The organism is Tissierella pigra (genome assembly GCF_009695605.1).
GTDB classification, from domain to species: Bacteria; Bacillota; Clostridia; order Tissierellales; family Tissierellaceae; genus Tissierella; species Tissierella pigra.
Map to the genome: position 1 here is coordinate 79,523 of NZ_VUNQ01000008.1, position 22,930 is coordinate 102,452.

Annotated in this window: 18 protein-coding genes, 2 rRNA genes and 1 other annotated feature; of the genes, 4 read left to right on the forward strand and 16 right to left on the reverse strand. The window is 31.0% G+C overall.

Annotation, left to right across the window (positions count from 1 at the left end; all coding sequences use genetic code 11):
* Window positions 1-43: 43 nt before the first annotated feature.
* The 3 genes from FYJ83_RS05440 to ileS all read right to left on the reverse strand — a co-directional run bounded on the left by FYJ83_RS05440 (window position 44) and on the right by ileS (window position 5,070).
* Complete coding sequence (locus FYJ83_RS05440) at window positions 44-859, reverse strand: GNAT family N-acetyltransferase (protein ID WP_154439322.1); 816 nt, start codon at window positions 857-859, stop codon at window positions 44-46.
* Between the two features lie 144 nt (window positions 860-1,003).
* Window positions 1,004-1,771, reverse strand: coding sequence for a hypothetical protein (locus FYJ83_RS05445; RefSeq protein WP_154439323.1), 768 nt, complete (start codon window positions 1,769-1,771; stop codon window positions 1,004-1,006).
* Between the two features lie 194 nt (window positions 1,772-1,965).
* Window positions 1,966-5,070, reverse strand: coding sequence for an isoleucine--tRNA ligase (gene ileS, locus FYJ83_RS05450; RefSeq protein WP_326828304.1), 3,105 nt, complete (start codon window positions 5,068-5,070; stop codon window positions 1,966-1,968).
* A 252-nt stretch (window positions 5,071-5,322) separates the two neighbouring features.
* Window positions 5,323-5,537 (reverse strand) — a binding site (T-box leader).
* A 348-nt stretch (window positions 5,538-5,885) separates the two neighbouring features.
* Here ileS and folE point away from each other — a divergent pair.
* The 4 genes from folE to folK are packed head-to-tail and all read left to right on the forward strand — an operon-like array spanning window position 5,886 to window position 8,591.
* The gene (gene folE / locus FYJ83_RS05455; protein ID WP_154439325.1) at window positions 5,886-6,449 is read left to right on the forward strand and encodes a GTP cyclohydrolase I FolE; all 564 of its coding nucleotides are present in this window, start codon (window positions 5,886-5,888) and stop codon (window positions 6,447-6,449) included.
* Between the two features lie 16 nt (window positions 6,450-6,465).
* Window positions 6,466-7,281, forward strand: a complete 816-nt coding sequence (gene folP / locus FYJ83_RS05460; RefSeq protein ID WP_154439326.1) for a dihydropteroate synthase — start codon at window positions 6,466-6,468, stop codon at window positions 7,279-7,281.
* Window positions 7,274-7,648, forward strand: a complete 375-nt coding sequence (folB, locus tag FYJ83_RS05465) for a dihydroneopterin aldolase (protein ID WP_154439327.1) — start codon at window positions 7,274-7,276, stop codon at window positions 7,646-7,648. Before folP ends, folB begins: the two co-directional genes overlap by 8 nt.
* On the forward strand, window positions 7,638-8,591 hold the full coding sequence (gene folK, locus FYJ83_RS19900) for a 2-amino-4-hydroxy-6-hydroxymethyldihydropteridine diphosphokinase (protein ID WP_216584897.1): 954 nt from the start codon (window positions 7,638-7,640) through the stop codon (window positions 8,589-8,591). The genes folB and folK overlap by 11 nt, the downstream gene beginning before the upstream one ends.
* 34 nt (window positions 8,592-8,625) lie before the next feature.
* Here folK and FYJ83_RS05480 read toward each other — a convergent pair whose 3' ends face one another.
* From FYJ83_RS05480 to FYJ83_RS05540, 13 genes are all read right to left on the reverse strand, one after another.
* A complete protein-coding gene (locus FYJ83_RS05480; protein ID WP_154439328.1) occupies window positions 8,626-9,918 on the reverse strand; it encodes an NAD(P)H-dependent oxidoreductase in 1,293 nt (430 codons plus the stop codon).
* Window positions 9,919-9,935: 17 nt separating this feature from the next.
* Window positions 9,936-11,162, reverse strand: coding sequence for a BaiN/RdsA family NAD(P)/FAD-dependent oxidoreductase (locus FYJ83_RS05485; RefSeq protein ID WP_154439329.1), 1,227 nt, complete (start codon window positions 11,160-11,162; stop codon window positions 9,936-9,938).
* Between the two features lie 99 nt (window positions 11,163-11,261).
* Window positions 11,262-12,983: a phosphoenolpyruvate--protein phosphotransferase gene (gene ptsP / locus FYJ83_RS05490; RefSeq protein WP_154439330.1), complete on the reverse strand. Its 1,722-nt coding sequence runs from the start codon at window positions 12,981-12,983 to the stop codon at window positions 11,262-11,264.
* Between the two features lie 10 nt (window positions 12,984-12,993).
* Entirely contained in the window at window positions 12,994-13,257 is a 264-nt protein-coding gene (locus FYJ83_RS05495; protein WP_154439331.1) for an HPr family phosphocarrier protein, read from the reverse strand.
* Between the two features lie 20 nt (window positions 13,258-13,277).
* Window positions 13,278-14,366 carry a DUF871 domain-containing protein gene (locus FYJ83_RS05500; protein ID WP_154439332.1) on the reverse strand — a complete coding sequence of 363 codons (1,089 nt, stop codon included), beginning with the start codon at window positions 14,364-14,366 and terminating at the stop codon, window positions 13,278-13,280.
* Window positions 14,359-14,691 carry a PTS lactose/cellobiose transporter subunit IIA gene (locus FYJ83_RS05505; RefSeq protein WP_154439333.1) on the reverse strand — a complete coding sequence of 111 codons (333 nt, stop codon included), beginning with the start codon at window positions 14,689-14,691 and terminating at the stop codon, window positions 14,359-14,361. Before FYJ83_RS05505 ends, FYJ83_RS05500 begins: the two co-directional genes overlap by 8 nt.
* Before the next feature lie 85 nt (window positions 14,692-14,776).
* Window positions 14,777-16,060: a PTS sugar transporter subunit IIC gene (locus tag FYJ83_RS05510; protein ID WP_154439334.1), complete on the reverse strand. Its 1,284-nt coding sequence runs from the start codon at window positions 16,058-16,060 to the stop codon at window positions 14,777-14,779.
* A gap of 36 nt (window positions 16,061-16,096) precedes the next feature.
* Window positions 16,097-16,408, reverse strand: coding sequence for a PTS sugar transporter subunit IIB (locus tag FYJ83_RS05515; protein WP_195837924.1), 312 nt, complete (start codon window positions 16,406-16,408; stop codon window positions 16,097-16,099).
* A gap of 173 nt (window positions 16,409-16,581) precedes the next feature.
* A complete protein-coding gene (locus tag FYJ83_RS05520) occupies window positions 16,582-19,290 on the reverse strand; it encodes a sigma 54-interacting transcriptional regulator (protein ID WP_154439335.1) in 2,709 nt (902 codons plus the stop codon).
* Window positions 19,291-19,399: 109 nt separating this feature from the next.
* Window positions 19,400-20,662 carry a uracil-xanthine permease family protein gene (locus tag FYJ83_RS05525; RefSeq protein ID WP_154439336.1) on the reverse strand — a complete coding sequence of 421 codons (1,263 nt, stop codon included), beginning with the start codon at window positions 20,660-20,662 and terminating at the stop codon, window positions 19,400-19,402.
* 245 nt (window positions 20,663-20,907) lie between these two features.
* A complete protein-coding gene (locus tag FYJ83_RS05530; RefSeq protein WP_154439337.1) occupies window positions 20,908-21,777 on the reverse strand; it encodes a radical SAM protein in 870 nt (289 codons plus the stop codon).
* Window positions 21,778-22,162: 385 nt separating this feature from the next.
* Window positions 22,163-22,279, reverse strand: a 5S ribosomal RNA gene (gene rrf / locus FYJ83_RS05535).
* Between the two features lie 112 nt (window positions 22,280-22,391).
* Window positions 22,392-22,930: ribosomal RNA gene (locus tag FYJ83_RS05540) — 23S ribosomal RNA — on the reverse strand; the annotation flags it as partial.

The following is a 22,930-nucleotide window of genomic DNA, read 5'->3' on the forward strand; positions in this document are numbered from 1 at the left end:
TCTTCTATCTCCAATTTAATTTAAATAGTTTATCATACTTCATTTAAATGTCAAACCAATAAACTTTATTTTTTTTAAAGAACTGAAATCCAACTCTTTCAGCTGTTTTTCTTGAAGCTATGTTAGAATCCATACAATCCCATTGTGCTATAACTCCATTATCTATACATTCATTTACGAAATAACATGCTAAGGCAAATGCTAATCCTTTCTTTCTATGACTATTTTCAGTTTCAATATCAATTGGTATTATATTTTTAAACCTAGCTGTTCCAAGAATAACAGCAACTATTTCATTTTGATTAACTGCTACATACCCTATACTTTTATTTAAAAAATTATCATAAGTACCCCAAGACTCTAATAATCTTTCAGCTAAAAAATCCTTATTTTCAAATAGACCACTTTCTAACTTCTTTAAAAATTCATAATCAACTTTAAATATCTCATATCCATCTGGAACAATATTATTTCCATTATATTTATCAGTCTTTCGAAGTATATATTCATCTTCACTCTGAATAACTTGATTATTAAATATGTCCAAAATATATGGTTTTGTTTTTTCTGATTCGACAGAAAACTCAAAATAATCAATACCCTTACCCTTTAACTGGTGAAACATATTTTCTAGTAGAAAATCTTTGAATTTATTATATATCTGAATATTACTAGGTTCTCCTAATATTGAAAAACTATCTGCTGCAAATGAATACACCAATGCAATATTAGGATTATCTAAGTCATCAACCCACATATCACCTTTACATTCTCCAGCAACAATTCCTGAAAAATTTGGACTATCATCATATGTTAATTTTTCAATAGCTTTTAAACTAAGTTTATCTACTTTAAACAACTATATCCACTCCTTAATTATATAATTCATCCCCAAAATTAACTTTTTACTGATATTCAAAATCATTTTTATTGATAATGAACTCATTGGATTATGACAACTACTCCTATATATCTTAGTATTTATCACATTTCCTAATCAAATTTATTTATTAATATTAAGTAAATAAATATCTTTATAAATATTTATCCACTCTTGGCTGTCTATACTTATAAAAGGCTTTTCTGGATAATCATATCTAGCTGGTATTTCAGTTATAGTTCCATCTTCAATAGTTGTCATAGTTACTTCACTACTGGCTTGGTTATCAGCCCAAGGAATAAGATACTCTTTTTTATATACTTTCATTAGGTGGCTTCTTTCTTCTCCTTCAATTTCTGTAATTACTATATCAAACATATTGTAGTATTCAATATGTTTTTTCATAATATTAACAGCGTTATTGGTATACTCATAAGATTGTTTAAATACATCTAAATCCCTTTCACTTAACTCATATTTTTTCATGGAATAACCATCATATTGTTCCCTACCAAATAAATCATCAATATTATAATAAAAGTAAGAATACGCCCTGTTAAAATCATACTCTTCTTTCACACTAAAAAAATTAAATTCTTTAAACTTCATTGATATTTCATTAACCTCATCTAAACTTTGTAAATATACGTAAAATCGGTGATTTAGATATTCTAAATCATTATCAAAGATATACTGATTTTTAATTGCATTTTCAATGATTTCATTAGAATTTATCATATAATCACAAACTCTATAAAAATGCTGATTAAGTTTTTCATTTGTATACTCTTTATATTTTTTCTGATTTTGATTGTATTTGGATAATACTAATGTAATTGCTACCATTAGTATTATTATAACTATAGATATTATTTTACTTCTATTTCTCATATTATCACACTCCAAAACATCTTAGATAATCAAAAATACTAAGTTCCTAGTATCATACACCTATGGACTCAATCCTTTTTTGTCTTATATACTAATTCTACAAATCCTTCCAAATTCCTTCTTTTTCTATGGTTTGTTTTTATCTATATACCAAACAAGGTAGATAACTCTCGCTATCTACCTTGCTTTTATTTCTATTCCGTTTTTTCTAATCTTATTCCTGTCATTTGTCCATTTAAATCCTGTTTTTCTAAATCTTCTTCTGATACTCTTTCTATAGATTTAGCTAAAGTTTCAGATTTAATGAATTCCTTATATTCATCTATTGCTGCCTTAATTTCATCACTGCCATCGTAAAATATATTGATATTATCTAGAACTTCATATCCATTATTCTTTCTCATTTGTTGAATTTTGGATACAAATTCCCTAGCATATCCTTCATTTACTAAATCAGGAGTAAGAGTTGTGTCTAGAATTACAAATAGATTGTTTTCCATAGCAACATCAAAGCCTTCTTTAGATGATATAGTAACTAATACATAATCCTTTTCAATTTCTACATCTTCCCCATCTAAGTTCAATACTAGTTTCTCACCTGATTCTAGCTTTTCTACTGTTTCATGGGCATTAAGTTCTCCTAAAGCTTTTCCAAAGGATTTAATTTTCTTTCCAAGTATTGAACCAGCTACCTTAAAGTTTGGTTTTAGAGAGTAATTCATAAATTGAGATAAATCCCTTTCAAATACTACTTCTTTAACATTTAACTCCTCCATAATTAACGGAACTAAATCTTTGATTTGTTCTTCATATTTTCCATCTATAACTACTTCTTTAAGTGGTTGACGTACTTTTATTCTTACTGATTCACGAGATGCACGGCCAAGCCCTACTAAATCTCTTACTAAATCCATCTTTTCTTCTACTTCTCTATTTATTAACTCTTCATTTACTTCTGGATAATATGCTAAATGTACTGATTCATCTTCTGTCAGATTTTGATATATTTCCTCGGAAATAAATGGTACAAATGGAGCTACCATTTTACATATTCCTACAAGTATTTCGTAAGTTGTATTATATACAGCTTTTTTATCGTCATCTAATTCAGTTGACCAGAATCTTCTTCTATTTCTTCTAATATACCAATTGGATAGATCCTCTATTACAAATTCTTGAATATCTCTTACTACTTTTGTTAATTCAAAGATGTCCATATTTGCCTTTACTTCTTTTAATAAACTATTATATTTTGACAATATCCATCTGTCGATTTCTGGTCTATCTTTATATTCAATGAAGAATTCTCTTGGATTTACACCATCTGTATTTGCATATAATGAGAAGAAATTATATACATTTCTTATGGATCTAAAGAATTTACTTTCCACTTCTCTAAGTCCATCTTCATCAAATTTCGTTGGTGTCCATGGCGGAGATACATAGATTACATACCATCTTAGAACATCGGCACCATATCTATCGAATAAATCAAATGGATCTACAGTATTTCCCTTTGATTTAGACATTTTCTTTCCTTCTTTATCTAATACCAAATCATTAACCAATACATTTTTATATGGCGCTTTACCTGTTACAAATGTTGATATAGCAAGTAGTGAATAGAACCATCCTCTAGTTTGGTCGATTCCTTCACAGATAAAGTCTGCTGGAAATAGTGAATCAAAATCATCTTTATGCTCAAATGGATAATGATGTTGTGCAAATGGCATAGCACCACTATCAAACCAAACGTCTATTACATCTTTTTCTCTAGTCATTGTACTATTACATTTTTCACATTTTAAATGAACATCATCTACATATGGTCTATGAAGCTCTATAGTTTCGTCTATATCTTCAATGGCTTTTTCTGCAAGTTCAGCTCTTGAACCTATGGAAGTAGTGTGACTACAGTCATTACATCTCCAAATTGGTAGAGGCGTACCCCAATATCTGCTTCTTGAAATTGCCCAGTCATTTAAATTGTCTAGCCAGTTTCCAAATCTTCTCTCTCCAACAAAATCCGGATACCAGTTTACCCCATTATTATTTTCTATTAATTTATCTTTTAATTTAGTTGTTTCTATATACCAAGAAGGTTTTGCATAGTATAGAAGGGGAGTCTTACATCTCCAACAATGTGGATAATTATGGGCTACTTTTTCCTTTTTGTATAACTTCCAATTTTCTCTTAACCAAAGGATTATATCTGGGTCAGCGTCCATTACAAATTTACCTTCCCATGGTGTTTCAGTGAATTTACCATCTTCAGATACTGGTTGAATAACTGATAGTCCATATTTCATTCCAATATTGTAGTCATCTTCACCAAAGGCTGGAGCAGAGTGAACTATTCCTGTTCCGTCTTCTGTGGTTACATAGTCAGCACAAGTTACAAAGAATGCTTTTCCATCTACTTTTATAAATGGAATCAATTGTTCATATTCTATTAATTCTAAGTCTTTACCCTTCATTTCTTCCAATACTTCATAGTCTTCACCTAATACCTTATTTGCTAAATCCTTACCTACATAATAAACTTCATCATTTTGTTTTACCTTTAGATAGTCTACTTCTGGATTTACTGTTAAAGCAACATTGGAAGGCAATGTCCAAGGTGTTGTTGTCCAAGCTAGGAAGTATTCATCTTTATCCTTTAGCTTAAACTTTGCTATTACAGTTTCAGTTTTTATTTCTTCATAGCCTTGTGCGACTTCATGGGACGCAAGCCCTGTACCGCATCTTGAACAATATGGAAGTATTTTGTGTCCTTCATATACTAGGCCTTCTTTATAGAATTTATCTAAAATCCACCATACTGATTCAATATAATTATTGTCTAAAGTTATATAAGGATTATCTAAGTCTATTAGATACGCCATTCTTTCTGTCATATCTCTCCAAAGTTTTTCGTATTGGAAAACAGACTCTTTACATTGTTTATTAAATGCTTCTAATCCATAGGACTCAATATCATGTTTATTCTTTAAATTCAACTTTTTCTCTACTTCAATTTCTACTGGAAGTCCATGGGTATCCCATCCTGCTTTTCTTTTTACTTGGTATCCCTGCATAGTCTTATATCTACAAGTTAGGTCCTTTAAAGTTCTAGACATTACATGGTGTATTCCTGGTTTTCCATTGGCTGTAGGAGGCCCTTCAAAGAATACATAAGGTTTATTTTCATCTCTTGTAGTTACAGATCTATGAAGCAAATCTATTTCTTCCCAGTACTGGCTTATATTATGCTCACGCACTTTTACGGATTCATTTGATAACTCATTAAATCTTTTCACTTTTCTCATCCTCTCAATATAAAATTTCAATCTCAGTTTCGTAACTCAAAGCTATTTACTCGTTGCGTTTGACCTACCATCTTGTTATTTAAATTGATTTTGAACCTCGGTTGTGTTACGCAGTTTCAAACACCAATCTATTTACTCGCTACGCTCGTATAGATTGGGTTTTCATTGCGTTTGACCTACCATCGATTTGCAAAAAACACAAATCGGGTTAGGTCATAAAAAATTCCCTAAGTCTAAAAAAGACTTAGGGACGAAATTTCCGTGGTACCACCCAAATTACAAGAAATATAAATATTTCTTGTCACTTAATAAGTATAACGTCTTCACGTAATACCTTACTTTTTTCAGGTATTATGCTCAAAGGTGATTTTCGCAAAATAATTTATAATAATCTTCCACCAAATGATTATCTCTCTTTAATAAATTTACTTTGTTACTGTCCTTATCAAAGCATACATTTTTACTTGTATAATAATATACTTTATTTACAATTATTTGTCAAGGATAAAATTTCATTTTATCCTCTTTTCTCAATGTATTTATATCTTGACCGTCCATAATTATATTCATATTTCTCACAAAATAAGTTTTATCATATATTATACAACTATCTGCATATTCTGGTTTGAATTCCTCCTATATCTTTTAGATTTTTCTTTATCTATATATAGACTAAATATTTCTATCTTACCTATTAATATAAGCACCTCTTTAACTTGATATTAAGTTTTATTTCATATAAAATATAACGTATATTTCAAGTAATAACAGCATTTACCAAAAGTCATTTTATGGAGGGATACAAAATGGATAAAGAAAGAATAGAGAAAGCCATACGAGAAATTCTATTTGCCATAGGAGAAAATCCAGATAGAGAGGGTTTAATTGATACACCTAGTAGAATTGCAAGAATGTATGAAGAAATTTTTTCTGGATTAAATCAAGACCCTACAGAGCATCTAAAAATTTACTTCCAAGAAGAAAAACATGAAGAATTAGTTTTAGTAAAAGATATTCCTTTTTATTCAATATGTGAACATCATTTAGTTCCTTTCTTTGGAAAGGCCCATGTAGGATATTTACCAAAGGATGGAAAATTAACTGGTCTAAGTAAATTAGCCAGAGTAGTAGAAACAGTATCTAAAAGACCTCAGCTACAGGAGAGAATCACTTCTACTGTTGCTAATACAATAATGGACACTTTAGAGCCTTTTGGTGTAATCGTTATAATAGAAGCGGAACATATGTGTATGACAATGAGAGGCGTTAAAAAAGCAGGTTCTAAGACCATAACATCTGCTGTTAGAGGTGTATTTGAAACAGATGCAAAATCACGGGCAGAAGTTTTATCTATGATAAATAATTGTTAATAATAGGAGGACTAAAATGCTAAATAACCTTTTTCATTTTGGAAGCAGAACATATATTATGGGAATATTAAATATTACTCCTGATTCATTTTCAGATGGGGGAGAATATGTATATACTGATGCTGCCATTTCCCATGCCCTAAATATGTTAGCAGAAGGTGCTGATATTATTGATATTGGTGGAGAATCTTCAAGACCTGGTCATACTCAAATTTCCATAGATGAAGAACTATCAAGGGTAATCCCTATAATCAGAAATCTTAGAAACAAAACTGATGCTATTATCTCTTTAGATACAAGAAATGGAGAAGTAGCAGAAGAAGGTATAAAAAATGGAGTAAATATATTAAATGATATTTGGGGATTACAAGGGGATCCTGAAATGGCTAAGGTGGCTGCTAAATATAATGTTCCTATTATTATTATGCACAATCAAAATGGAACAGACTATAAGATGGATATAATTTTAGAAATGATAGATTTCTTTAAAAAGTCCATCAAAATAGCCATTGATGCAGGAATTAATAGTGACAATATTATTTTAGACCCTGGAATTGGATTTGGAAAAACTGTTGAACAAAATATTGAAGTATTAAGCAGGCTCCAAGAATTTAAGAAATTAAAGTATCCTATATTATTAGGTACGTCTAAAAAGTCTACTATAGGTAAAATATTAGATTTACCTCCCAATGAAAGAGTAGAAGGAACTATAGCAACAACAGTCTTGGGAATAAATCAAGGTATAGATATTGTCAGAGTACATGATGTCAAAGAAAATCTTAGAGCTGCTAAAGTAGCTGATGCCATAGTTAGGAGTAATTACAATGGATAAAATTATCATGAAAAACATGGCTTTCTATGGATACCATGGCGTATTTCCTGAGGAAAAAAAATTGGGTCAAAAATTCTTTATTACTGCTATATTATATTTGGATCTCAAGGAAGCAGGTATAAACGATGATTTAAATTCTTCTGTTAATTATGGAGAAATCTATGAAATTATAAAATTCATAGTTGAAAAAGAAAACTTTAAATTATTAGAAGCTTTGTCAGAAAAAATTTGTATCACCATTTTTAACAATTTTAATAAAATCCATAGAATTCAACTGGAAGTCTGTAAACCAGAAGCACCTGTTTCAGGTATTTTTGATTACTTTGCTGTATCAGTAGATAGAAAGAGGTCTGATTATGAAGAGTAAAGTGTTTCTGGGTTTAGGAAGTAATATTGGAGATACAATGCAAAATATGAATAATGCTTTAGTTTTTCTTCAAGAAAAAATCCATATGACCAATAAATCATCCTATTATAAAACAGAACCTGTAGGATATAAAGAACAAGACTGGTTTTTAAATATGGTAATTGAAGGAGAAACACATCTTTCACCACAAGAACTATTAGATTTTACGCAAAGTATAGAGATGAAAATGAAACGAGTTAAAACCATAATAAATGGACCTCGTATTATTGATATAGATATTCTTTTATATTCTAATATTGAAATAATATCTAAAGAATTGACTATTCCGCATCCTAGAATGTTTGAAAGGGCTTTTGTTATAGTTCCTCTTAGTGAAATTGCTCCAGATATGATTATTAATGGAAAACCTATTAAGGATATCCTTTTTGACATAAATGACGAAAAAGTATATAAGGTAGTCAATGATATGGAAAAGATTAATTCTATTCTCTCAGATGAAGAATATATTTCATATTTAGAAAAAAATAAAAATAATGAAGAATGCAGGATTTTTTGTCATCATGATATAACTCATTTCTTAGATGTTTCAAGAATTGCTTGGATACTAAATTTAGAAGAAAATTTAAACTTAGATAAGGAAGTAGTATATGCCGCATCTCTTCTTCATGATATTGGAAGATGGCAAGAATATGAAATGAACATAAACCATGAAATTGCCAGTGCAGATTTAGCAGAAAACATTTTAAATAAATATGAATTTACTGAAAAACAAAAGCACATGATATTAACTGCCATTAGAAATCATCGTTCTAAAGAAAATACTGATAATATAAGTAGGATAATTTATACTGCTGACAAATTATCACGACCTTGTTTTAATTGTGCTGCAATAGATAAATGCAAAAGGTTCAAAGACGGTGAAAAACCTAAATTATTATATTAGAATATTTAAAAGGAGCATATGAAAATGCTCCTTTTTAGCTGTTTTCTTCCTGCATTTGTCTTAACTTATATATCTCCGTTGTAGTGTCTAATTCTACCATATCATAGGTAATAAACTCACCTTTTTTAATATCTTTCTTAACTATAGTATTGTTATCTATAAGTCCTATGGGAACTAAATTCTCTTTTTTTGCTACTTCATAAGTATCTATACTTCCTAGAATTGTATATTCTCCCATACCATCCAGTCTTTCTCCAGCCTTTAGATCTTTCTTAGCCATTGTAATTACTTCTGCTACTAGCTTGTTATATTTCGGTGCTATAGTAGGTTCATTATATAGATATGCCCTTGCAATGGAAATTGGTGTTTCTAAGCTTGTTAAATGGTATGGTCTATAAAGTACATAATTTGGTCCTGTTCCCATTTTTAGAAACTGCATTTCATGATGTACTTGAGGTAAAGACGTGGTTACAACCACAAATACTCCGGGAGCTATACCATGAGCATAATCCACTATTTTATACTTATCTAATAGTCCTCCATTTTCCTTTAAACTATATACTGTAGGCAAATCATCTACAGTTGTTGTTGGTCCATATCCCCCTCTTATATCGGGAATAAATCCTGTAGAATTTGCCATGGCTGCCATCTCCACCATTGTATTTGTTCCATCTACAAATGATGCTAACTTTTTTGGATTAAGCTTAGATTTTAAGGCGTTTTCCCTTACACTATCAGGAGTAGCATTATAATCTATAGGATTATTTTTGCCTTTTCCTATGGCTAATACTTCAAATCCAGTGGCTTCTGCAAAATCAAAAATCTCCTTAACTGATCCTGGTTCATCTCCTGCTGTACCTGTATATACCACTCCTGATTCTTTAGCCAATTTATTAAGTATTGGTCCTACTACTATATCTGCTTCCACATTTAACATTACAATATGTTTTTTATTACTTATTGCATCCATGGCTATTTTTGCACCAGTATTAGGTACTCCTGTAGCATCTACTACTACATCTACTAAATTTCCCTTAGTTCCATATTCTGTTATGTCTGTTGCCACATATTTATTCTTTTCCATGGCTATATTTATTTCATTTAGAGTTTTTGCTACTACAATATCATCTTTAGATACTCCTGCCAAGGTATAGGCTTCAATGGCATCGGATACTTTGTTGCTGACTACTAAAGAAGGAATCATACCCTTTACTAGCATCATTTGACTTACTAAACCTTTCCCCATTAGTCCTGCACCAATGATTGAGACCTTTATATTTCTATTATCTTCTTGAAGCTTATTTAATTTATTATTTAAACCTATCATATTGTCCCCCATTATCTTTAGTTTCTAGCTGCATTTGATCCAGCTATATATCCTGATGACCAAGCCCATTGAAGGTTAAATCCACCACAATCTCCATCTATATCAAGTAGTTCTCCTACTATATATATTCCTTTAACTATTTTGGATTCCATAGTTTTATTATCTACTTCATCAGTATTTACACCACCTGCTGTTATTTGAGCATTACCCCATGACTGACTGCCTACAACTTTAAATTTCCAAGATATAAGTATATTAGTTAATTTTCTTATTTCTTCTTTAGATAGTGATGATATTACTTTTTCTTTATCTATATTGATTTCTTTAAGAATTGGAATAATCAATCTTTTATTTATCAATCCTATTAGTCCAGCTTCTATGGCTTTTTTAGGCATGAAGCTGAATCTATTTAATAGATATTCAAATAACTCTTCTTCAGTTTTAGTATGAATTATCGAGACCTTTAACTCTACATTTTTCCCCTTATTTAAATAGTCTAAGGCTATTCTGCTTAATTGAAGAACCGGTGGTCCTGATATACCATATGACGTAAATAAAATATCTCCCTTGTCTTCTAGAACCAATTTATTATCTATATAAATACCTGCTATTCCAAAAAACTTTACTCCATCTAAAGACCTAAGAAAATTGCTTTCAAGCTTTAATTGAACCAATCCAGGAAATATATCAGTAATTGTATGTCCTAGCTTTTTACATATTGTATAGCCACTGCCATCTGAACCACTGGAAGGTAATGCCATACCTCCTGTGGCTATAATTACCTTATCACCTATAAATGTGGTCTTATCCTTTAATATTACACTAAATCCATTTTTCCTTTTTATCTCTGATACTTGTGCTTCTGTTATTAACTCAATTCCCCTATCCTCTATTTCATATCTCAATACATCTAATACAGATGATGCCTGAAAAGATAGTGGAAATACTTTTCCATTTTCCTCTATGGCTGGAGTTATGCCCAATTTCTCAAAAAATTCTATTGTTTTATCCACATTAAATTCAGATAACCCAACATAAGAAAACTTAGGATTATTTCCATGATAGTTATTTATATTTAAATTTATATTTGTATAATTACATCTTCCATTTCCTGTAGCTAAAAGTTTTTTTCCTACTCTATCATTTCTCTCTAGAATTAAAACTTCACTGCCATGTTCTTTTGCAGCTAGTGCTGCCATCATTCCTGCAGCTCCACCACCTATAACTATTATTCTATTACTCATAATAAACTCCTTTATAAAATTTACTTAACTATATTTTATCTCTTTTACATAGTTTTGTCTATTTTATACAAAAAGAAACTAAGATTTCTCTTAGTTTCTCTATATAGGAAGTATATTAATCATTATATTTTCATCAATAAATTTTTCTACATCTTCTGCTGTAGGTAAAGATAATATTTCATCTAGTATACTTTCCATTTCTTCCTTTGAAATATTTCTAATTAAATGTCTTGCTTTTAAAATTGATGAAGAGTTCATACTAAATTCATCTAATCCCATGGCTAAAAGCAATGGAATTAACTTCTCATCTCCTGCTACTTCTCCACACATTCCTACCCAAATACCTTCCTTATGTCCATTATCTATGGTCATTTTGATTAAAGATAATACTGCCGGATGAAATTGATTGTATAAGTGAGATATATGTTGGTTACCCCTATCTACTGCTAAGGAATATTGTATCAAGTCATTTGTACCTATACTAAAAAAGTCTACTTCCTTTGCAAATACTCTAGAATGTACTGCTACAGCAGGTATTTCAACCATTATTCCTATTTCTATATTTTCATTAAATAATATATTTTCCTTTCTTAACTCCTCCATAACTCCTTTAATTATTTTCTTTCCTTCCCTTACTTCCTTTATATCAGAAATCATCGGAAACATTATTTTTATATTTCCATAGGCACTGGCTCGCAATATGGCTCTTAATTGAGTCCTAAATATTTCTGCATTCTCTAAGCAATATCTAATGGCTCTATATCCTAAAAATGGGTTCATTTCCTTTGGAATATTTAAATAAGGAATTTCCTTATCCCCACCTACATCTAAAGTTCTTATAACTAAAGGTTTTTGTCCTAGTTTTTCAGCAACTACCTTATACGCTTCAAATTGTTCCTCCTCAGTGGGAAGTCTATCTCTATACATATAAAGGAATTCAGTTCTATATAGCCCAACACCTTCTCCATCATTTTCAATTACTTTGTCTATATCCTCTAATGTGCCTATGTTTCCTGCAATTTCAACTTTATAGCCATCTTTAGATATGCTTTCTTTTCCCTTCATTTCTTCTAATCTTTTTCTTAATTCTATAAATTCCTTCTGCTTACTTTCATAAATAATTATATCTTCATCAATGGGATTTACTAATATATCCCCTGTACTACCATCTACAATCATTACATCATTATCTTCCACCATATTAATAATGTTTTCCACTCCACTTATGGCTGGAATATTCATAGTTCTAGCCATAATAGATGTATGAGATGTTCTACCTCCTATTTCTGTTACTATACCAACTACCATTTCCTTATTTATTTGAGCTGTATCAGAAGGAGTTAAATCATGGGCTACAATTATGGTTTTTTCAGTGATTGATGTTAAATCTTTAGCTTCTATATTCAATAAAATTTTAAGAATTCTATTGGACACATCCTTTATATCTTGAACTCTTTCTTTTATATATTCATCTTCTATATTATTAAAAATCTCTATATAAAAATTAGTCACTTCTTTAATTGCCCATTCACTATTTATATTTTCAGTTCTTATCTTTTCTTTTATACTACCTATATATTCTGGGTCTTCAAGAATCATTTTATGGGCCGTAAATATTTCCGCTTCTTTTTCTCCTACTGTAGTTAATGTGGTATTATATATATGCTCTATTTCTTTTATAGCCTTTTTAAGGGCATTTTCTAGCCTACTCATTTCCAATTCCAAGTCTAAAATATTCTCTTTAACTATATCCATCTTAGGTTCTTTATATATTAAAACCTTCCCTATACCAATACCAACTGAAGTTCCTAATCCTTCCATAAGGTTCCTCCTAATCTTTTATCTTATTCTGAATGAAATTGGCTAATTCATTAACTACATTTTCTTCATTTTCTCCTTCAGCCTGTATTATGATACTATCTCCTTTTCCTGCCCCCATACTTAATATACTCATTATACTTTTAGGATTATATTCCTTTCCATCCTTTATAACCTTTATATCACATTTATACTTAGAAGCCTCTTTTACAAACATGGAAGCTGGTCTAGCATGTAATCCAGACTCATTTAACAGTACTATCTCCTTTGTAATCATACTATTACCTCCTCTATATTTTATTCCTTTAACTTTAACTTTAACTTAAATTTTTGCCATGGTTTTATATAGTCAAGCAAAAATATTTCCTCATCTACAATTCTTCCTACAACTGAAGATTTTCCACTATTTTTCATACTCTTTAAAGCTAATTGCATTTCCCCGGCATAATGAGCATATAGGCTGGACTCTATAATAATATCTCCCTTTGTTATATCTTTGGGGTCTATTAATTTAAATTCCTGTCCCTTATATTTGACTCTAGATTGTGTTGACCTAATCATATACTCTGAAACATCACCTCTATTGAAGTGAATTTCTTTTAATAATATATCTTTTTCCATATTGGAAATATCCTTATTTATTTCTATATTTAATTCTAATATATCCTTATTCATCCTGCCTAAAGCTTTAAGCTCTTCTTCTGATGGAAAACAATTGGATATTATAATATCATCTATTAAACCTGTATTTAGTAAATCTTTAGCTTGAACTTCTATAAGTAAATCTCTATGTTCTTCTAAAGTTGGTAAACCTTCGTTTACATCCCAAGGTCCAAAACTTGCATTATTTGATGAAATAAAAGCAGCAGTTCTAAGTCCATATTCTTTAAATTCTTCTGTTGTTCTTATAAAATGTTCCCTAGATAAACCTGTATATCTATGGGGATAAAAATTGTGACAACCAATTATATTATCTTTATTTGGTAGATAACTCATAATATTATCTAAAGATTTAGTTCCACTACTGATATTTAATTCTATTTTTAAGTCATAGGGGTTAAATGACATTATACTTTCTTCATTACCACTAAACCCCATATCTAATCTAATTCCTGCAAGTCCTATATCATGAAATACTTTTAAATCATTATAATTTATACCTAAATCCTTAAATACTACAGGTGCAACATCTGCTATAACCTCCATATTTAATTTATTGGCATAGCTAACGATAGATTTAAAATTATCTAAATCCTCTTTATTTTCCACAGTTAAAAAGTTTAGAAACACTCTACTAAACCCATATTTCGATGCTGATTTTAAATAATTTTTATTATCTTCTAAATTAGATTTTTGTGGATAGATAGAAACCCCTAATTTAGTCATATCTTTTCTCCCCTTTTAATTCCATAAGAACCTCATATAAATTTATAAATTCATTTGCCATATCTCTTACGGTAATAGCGTTCATTAAATGATCTTGAGCATGAACTAACAATAGAGATACTGATTTTCCTTCTCCTCTAGCTTCTTCTTGTATTAACTCTGTTTGAATTTTATGGACTTCAGATAGTCTTTCATTTGCTTCCTTTATAGAATCTTTTGCTCTTTGAAACTCTCCATCCTTAGCATATTCAATGGCTTCCATACAAAGGCTTCTAGCTTCTCCACTATAATTAATTATATTCATTATTATTAATTCTAAATCCATGTTATCACTCCTTATTTTATGCAAGTATTTTATTATAAAATAAATCTTATATGTAGAAATATGGAAGGGATAACCCTTCCATATTTTAACCTTTTACCTTTTCTCTTTCAATTGCTTGTTTTTCAGCAATCCTAACAAATGGAAGATAGATTAAGACTGCTATTATGAAGTTGATTACAGCTAAAAGTGCAGCCATTACACTTCCAATTCCTTTAGCTCCAGTTGCCATAAATGCTCCTATACCTACAGGGGTAATCCATGGTGCTGCAACATAAGTAACTGGAACAATTCCAACTACTGTAGCCACATAGGATATAACAGACAGTATTCCCGGTATCAATATAAATGGAATAACCAATATTGGATTTAATACTAAAGGAAGACCATACATAACTGATTCATTTATATTGAAAATTCCCGGTGCTAAAGATAGCTTTGCTACTTCTCTATATTCTTTTTTCTTTTTGTTTACAATTAGAACAGCAACTATAAGTGCTAAAGTTGCTCCTGCACCACCTAAGTGTACAAAGGAGTCGTAAAATGATTTTGTAATAAGATGTGGCGCTGGTAATCCATTCATTATAGCATCATAATTCTCAGTTAAAGCTGGTAAATAAATACTCTGCATAATTGGCTCAAATATGTTTCCACCATGGATACCAAAGAACCAACATAGATTTATTAACACAGGAATTAAGATTACTGAAATCATACCTTGACCAAGTCCCATAAGAGGTTTTTGAATTACATTAAATATTATATCGTATAAACTTCCCCATCCCAAAATACTGATTACATAAGTTATTGCACCAAATACAAATAGTGTTATAAATCCTGGAACTACTGAGGCAAAGGCTTTACCTACTGCTGGTGGTACATTATCAGGCATTTTTATAGTTAATCCTTTTTTAGTAAGTTTTACAAATATTTCTGTTGCAATTAATGCTACTATAATTCCCGTAAAAAGTCCCCTAGCATCTAAATATCCCCAGTGTAAGTATCCCCATCCTGCATCTCCATGAGCTTGTGGTAAAGTAATTAAAAATGATGCCATAGAAACTAATGCTGCTGCTAATCCATCTTCTCCATAACTTTTCCCTAGATTATATGCAATGGAAAACGTAGCCAATAAAGCAAGCATTCCAAAAGTTCCCCACCACACATTACCATTTATAGGAGTCAATATTTTTCCTATGGGCTCTACCCAAGCACCTAGGGTATTATTCAGTAAAACTGAAAAAGATCCTGCTAAAACAATAGGCATAATACCAAAAAATCCATCTCTAATCGCTGCTAAATGTCTTTGTGAACCAATCTTTCCTGCTACTGGAACAAACTTTTCTTCCATCCATTTCATAAAGCCACTCATACTTATCCCCCTCACTTAATTAATTTAGAAAACTAATTATTTACTTTCGATCATAGATATGGCCTGTTTTAATACATTTTCTCCCTTCATCATTCCATAATCCACACTGGAAATAACATCTACAGGTATTCCCTTAGGTTCCGTTGCTGCTTTTATCTTCGTAAGCATATACCTTACTTGAGGCCCCAGTAATACAGCCTGAACTCCATCTAAGTTATTTTGTAAGTCAGTTTCTGCTATAGCCTTTACCTTTACTTCTATTCCCTGTTCTTCTGCTGCCTTTTCCATTTTTGTTACTAATAGACTAGTAGACATACCTCCAGAACATACTAGTAAAATACTATACAATTTAATCCCCCCTTTCTTATCTTAGTACCAGTGTACTATTATATGAAGCAATATTCATGCCAAGTACTTTAAATTTTTCATTTTATTTAAGTAAGTATTTTACACCTTCATAAAGGAATAAGTGTAATTTTAATGTGTAAAATAACTATATAAAGCAAAAATACTGTGTAATATTATTGCACAGTATTACACAGTATTTGATTCCCCTTAAGAGATTTCACTATAAAAGCAATATCGTCATCTCTAAGTTTTACTTTGTATTCTTCTTCTATATCTTTAAATAGCTTTCTAACTATATTTATATCCTCCATATTATTATTCATGAAATCTACTAATTCAGGAAATTTTTTTGAATTTCCTCTAGATACAAGATTGTCTATTAGAGAACAAATGTGTAAAGTCAGCCCAATCTTTACTTCACAAGGTATTTCTAATTTTAATTCCTTTTCTGCCCTTATTATAATATTTCTAGTATGGTCTAATACTTTTTTTCCATTAATATTAATTAAGTTTTCTTCCATAGAGTCACTTATTTTATCACATATCTCTCCATATTGAATTATTTTGTCCAATATGTTTTCTCCATCTTTATTAAATAATTCAAGGGCAGATATAAATGGAATACTCTCTATATTACAATCTATCATACTTACTATTGCCCAAATATTATAATCCTCTTTTATTTCACTAATTCTATCTTTCAAGTTTCTCTCGTCAACTATATTTATATATTTAACTTCTATATTTTTGTTTTGAATCCGTTTATTGATTATATTTCCAATTATCTTTGCAGAACCATCACCTGTGTAGCAGGCAGTAAGGATAATATTTTTTTTACCTTTCTTATCTACCTTCATATTATGAATAGATGGTCCACTATATATAGAATGAATTATTTCATTTATTTCATAGTTCATCATTGCTTTTCTTGCTACTTCTAAAACTGAAAGTGTACTTACCATATCTATTGTTCCTATATTAATTCCCGTTTCTTCTGAAATCATAGCTCCAAAATTTGTAAGAGAACCCATATCCACCATTAATATAACTCCGTATCCCTTATCTATATCTTTAACTTTTTCTTTTACTATATTGTAAATACTTTCTGGTTTCATAGATAATGGCATGTCTATTGGTACTATATATTCTATTCCGATTAAATCATTTACCACTTCAGCCATGGAACTAGCAGTGCTTCTTCCGTGCATAGCCACTATTATTCCTATTTGAGGAATTTTTTCTTTTTGAACTTGAGATGATTCTTTAGTAAAAAACATAGATAGATAGCCTATTTCATCAACTGGAATTTCAATACTAAATCTATTATCTATTAATTTTGCTATTTTCATTGCAAAGAGAAATTCATCCTCATAATTAATTCTAATAAAATTTAGTTTTGGATTATATATCTTATCTCCTTTTTTAATTCTCTCTATACTTCTTTCTAAATGCAGTGCTAAACCAAAATATATCTTTTCATCAAAATCTCTATTTAAGTTTGTCTTTCCTAGCATTAGTATCTCTTCTGTAATATCTAAAATTTGATTATCTACTATATTTTGTATCTCATCTTTCCTAAATCTTTTACTAATTTCTCCTATGTATTTTTCAAAATGAGACTCTATATCTAAATTTAATATTTCATTTATATCATTATCCTCCATGCCCAATACTTTAAGAGAATCTATTTTTTCCTCTATAATGCTATAAAAATCTTCTCCTATTATTTCTTCTTCATGGACCAATTGTAAAAAAGGCTCATCATCTTTACTATATTTAAGAATATCTTCTGCTGAGTTTAATAACTCATCTATTTCTTTTCTATATTCCTTAATATGTAGCATTCCTTTTCTAACATGGTTAGGTAAATCTCTTTGATTTATAACCAAATACTTTTGATCATTGGCTTTATAGTTTAAAAAAGCTTTAGCACAAGCCAATTGAATATCGGATTTTAACTGACCTATATTATTGGAACAGTTGTAGAGTAAAAAAGAAATAATAGAGTTTTTATTTATATATATACTTTTTCCTATTCTATGAGATTCTTCTTTTACAAAAGTTTCTACTAGAGAATATCTTTCTGATAAAGTCCTTTCTGATAAATCTGGTAATGATATTACCATAGGAATACGTCTAGAAAATGTCTGCAACAAGTAAGATGATGGATTTTCCGTTGTAGCAGCAATTATTCTTACATCAACATAAGTTAGATTCTCGGTCTCACCTAAAGGTCTATAGAACCCCTTATCTATATATGTAAATAACATCTCTTGACCTTGGGGCGACAGTCTATGAACTTCATCTAAAAATAATATCCCCTTATTAGCTTGTTTTAACAACCCTTCTTTATCTCTGTCTGCACCAGTATATGCTCCCTTTTTTACTCCAAATATTTGAGAAGTCAATAGATTTGGGTTATCTGCATAGTCAGCACAATTAAATCTGATAAATGGTGAATCTGGACTTAGTATATTTATTTCTTTTGCATATTCATACATCTGCTCGGCAAATAAAGACTTCCCTACACCTGTACTACCTAAAATTAAGGAGTGAAGTCCCTTTGGAGGATATATTATGGCAGCCTTTGCTTTTTCAATAGGCACACTTAAACTTTGCTTTGCACCTGCTAACTTATCTAAGCTATTCAAATTATATTCTTTTATATCTTCGTTTAAGCTTTGGAAAGATATGGGTTTATATAGAACAGGTCTACCATCTATTTTCATAAGCTTGTTATCTTTATATAGAGTATTTAAATATCTGCTAACATTAGACCTATCCAATTTTATCATTTTAGCCACTTCCATAGCTGATACACCTAATGGATTTACTTCCTGTAGTTTTAGAGCTGCCCTATAAACTTCATCTATTTTTCTCATCTCTTCCACCCCTTTAGATAACTATATTATACCAAATAAAAAAGATACATAAAAGCCTACCAGATTATATCTGATAGGCTTTGTTTATTTATATATTATTTATATATTATTAATTTGTTTTTCTATTTAGTACCGCATTTACTATTATACCTACTAAAGCTGCAAAGCTCAGTCCTGATATTTTAACTGATTCGTTTATGGAAATTCCTACTGTAAATCCTAGTATCTTTGACAGATATTCTCCACCTAAACCTAAAACTAAGATTGTACCCATTATGATAATATTTTTCCAGTTAAATTTAACTTCTTGATTTTTTATGGTTTTTACACCGATTAAAGAAATCATACTAAATAACATCAATGATATTCCACCCATTACAGCATGTGGTATAGTAGACAGTGAAGCTCCTATTTTTGCCACAAATCCTAAACACACTGCAAAAATTGCTGCTAGTCTAAGGATTGATGGGTCATAGTTTTTAGTTATAGCCAATACCCCAGTATTCTCTCCATAAGTGGTATTTGCAGGTCCTCCTATTAGTGCTGCTACTGTAGATGCTAAGCCGTCGCCTAATAAGGTTCTATTTAAACCTGGATCTTCTATAAAGTTTTTACCTACCACTTGACCGTTAGTAGTTATATCTCCTAAATGCTCCATAAATACTGCTAATACTACTGGTGAAATAATTGCTATAGCTCCTAAATCAAATTTAGGTAATCTAAAGTTTGGTATTGCTATTATTGAAGCTTCCTTTATTGCTTGTGTGTTTACTAATCCAAATTTATAAGAAATCACATATCCTACAATAACTGCTATTAAGATTGATAATTGTTTTATAAATCCTTTTCCTTTGAAGTTTATAAGTAGTGCTGTACCTAAGGTTATTGCTGCAATTAAAAGATTTTCCTTAGCCATTCCAAAAGCTGTTGGTATCATATTCATTCCTATTACTATAATCATAGGCCCCACTACTTGAGGTGCAAGATACTTTTCTATTCTCTCCATTCCAATTTTCTTAATCATAAAGGATATAATTACATAAATTAATCCTGCTACTACTATACCGCCTTGGGCATAGGCTAAATCACCATATAGTTCTTTTACTGATATAATTACTGGGATAAATGCGAAAGATGAGCCTAAGAATGCAGGAACTTTTCCTTTAGTGCAAGCATGGAATATAAGAGTACCTATACCTGCTGAAAATAAAGCTATAGATGGGTCTAATCCAGTTAATATGGGAACTAAAACAGTTGCACCAAACATGGTGATAAGATGTTGAAGAGCTAATATTACCTTTTTTGAGCTACCTAATAAAGATATTTCTTCTGATTTTGACATGACTGACTTTTTGATTACATTATTAATCATTATTTTCTCCCCTTTCCAGCCTCACAGGACTGATTTAAAAGTTTTTATGACCTAACACAACGAACGCTAGTGAGTTGATGTAGGTCAAACGCAATGAGCACCAAATCTATACGAGCAAAGCGAGTAAATAGATTTGTGTTGCGAAACTGCGACGGCTCATCCGTCATCCAAAATATTATATCACCATTTAATAATTTGTACAATGTTTTTTTGCAGAATATTTCTTACAAAAAAAGGAAGGCCTTCTAAAGCCTTCTAAATAAATCTTTTTCTTCTAAATTAGATAATTCAAGACCTTCTTCTATTTGAGATAAAATTAAATCTTTGTCTTGAGGCAAAGTTCCCTTTAAAGAAATATAATTTGAAGCATGATTGGATCTAAAAATACAACTATCTACATCTATATTTTCCACCATTTTCTTTGTTTCCAAAAGAATTTCTCGTGGACTTAAAAGATTGAACTTATTTAAGTGTACATCATCATATAGGGGAGTTCCGTCTTCAACAATTAAAGTTAGAAGTCCTACATAACTGGGATTTATTTCGTTTATTATTCTAGCTGATTCTAGAGAATGTTCTAAAGAATTCTCTTTTCCTCCTATACCAGAAATAAGGGTTATAGAAAGTTTTATACCTGACTCTACTACTTTTTTTCCTGCCTGAATCATTTCTTCTCTAGTTACACCTTTATTTATATTTCTAAGGATTATTTCTGATCCTGATTCCACTCCAAGATATATAATTCCTAATCCCAATGACTTTAATCTTTTTAAATCCTCTTGATTTTTAGATAATATAGACTTTGGCGAGCCATAAATACCTATACGTTCACATTCTGGAAAATTTTCTTTTATAAAAGAAAATATTTCTATTAATTCCTCATTTCTAATTGCCAAAGCATCTCCATCTGCAATAAATATTCTTTTTACACTTTTATATTTTCTTCTAGCAACTTTAAAATCTTCTATTATTTCATCTAATTTTCTTACTCTAAATTGCTTATCTTTATACATGGAACAAAAAGTACATTTATTGTGAGTACATCCTATGGTTGCCTGAACAATTAAACTATAGGCTTCACTAGGTGGCCTATATAGTGAACCTTCATATCTCATTTTATCACCTCATATTTTCCAAAACTGTCTATTTTCAATTATATATTATATAGATTAGTAATACAATATGACTTTTATTAGTTTATAATAGAATAAGTCTTAGCCTTTTTGTCCAATGAGCATAGCGAATTGTAGACAAAACGGACAGCGTAGGTGCGTTTGACCTACTAGAACTCTCTTCGTTCGTTAGATTGAGCTGTTTGACACAGTGACCACGCAGTTTCACATCACAAATCTATTCACTCGCTACGCTCATGTAGATTTGGAGCTCATTGCGTTTGACCTACCATCAATTTGTGAACAACGTGAACAAATTGGGTTAGGTCATAAAAAAAAGAAAGCCCTACTACGACCAACGTAATAGAGCCTTCTATATATATATGTAGCCCGGCAACTTCCTACTCTCCCAGGTCGTTTCCAACCAAGTACCATCGGCGTTAAGATGCTTAACTTCTGTGTTCGGTATGGGTACAGGTGTGTCCATCTTGCTATCGTCACCAGACGAAAACTATTAAATGCAATATACACAGTTTCGTAACTCAAATCTATTAGATTTGGTACTCATTGCGTTTGACCTACATCAACTCAACAAAGTTTCATTGTGTTAGGTCATAAAGGTCAAGTCCTCGACTTATTAGTATCTCTTAGCTTAAAGTATTACTACTCTTACACCTGAGACCTATCTACCAAGTGGTCTTCTTGGAGTCTTATCTTTAAAAGTGGGAAATCTTATCTTGAGGGGGGCTTCGTGCTTAGATGCCTTCAGCACTTATCCCTTCCAGACTTAGCTACTCAGCCGTGCCATTGGCATGACAACTGATACACCAGCGGTCTGTCCATCCCGGTCCTCTCGTACTAAGGACAGCTCCTCTCAAATTTCCTACGCCCACGACGGATAGGGACCGAACTGTCTCACGACGTTCTGAACCCAGCTCGCGTGCCTCTTTAATGGGCGAACAGCCCAACCCTTGGGACCTACTCCAGCCCCAGGATGAGACGAGCCGACATCGAGGTGCCAAACCTCCCCGTCGATGTGGACTCTTGGGGGAGATAAGCCTGTTATCCCCGGGGTAGCTTTTATCCGTTGAGCGATGGCCCTTCCACTCGGAACCACCGGATCACTAAGTCCAACTTTCGTTTCTGCTCCACTTGT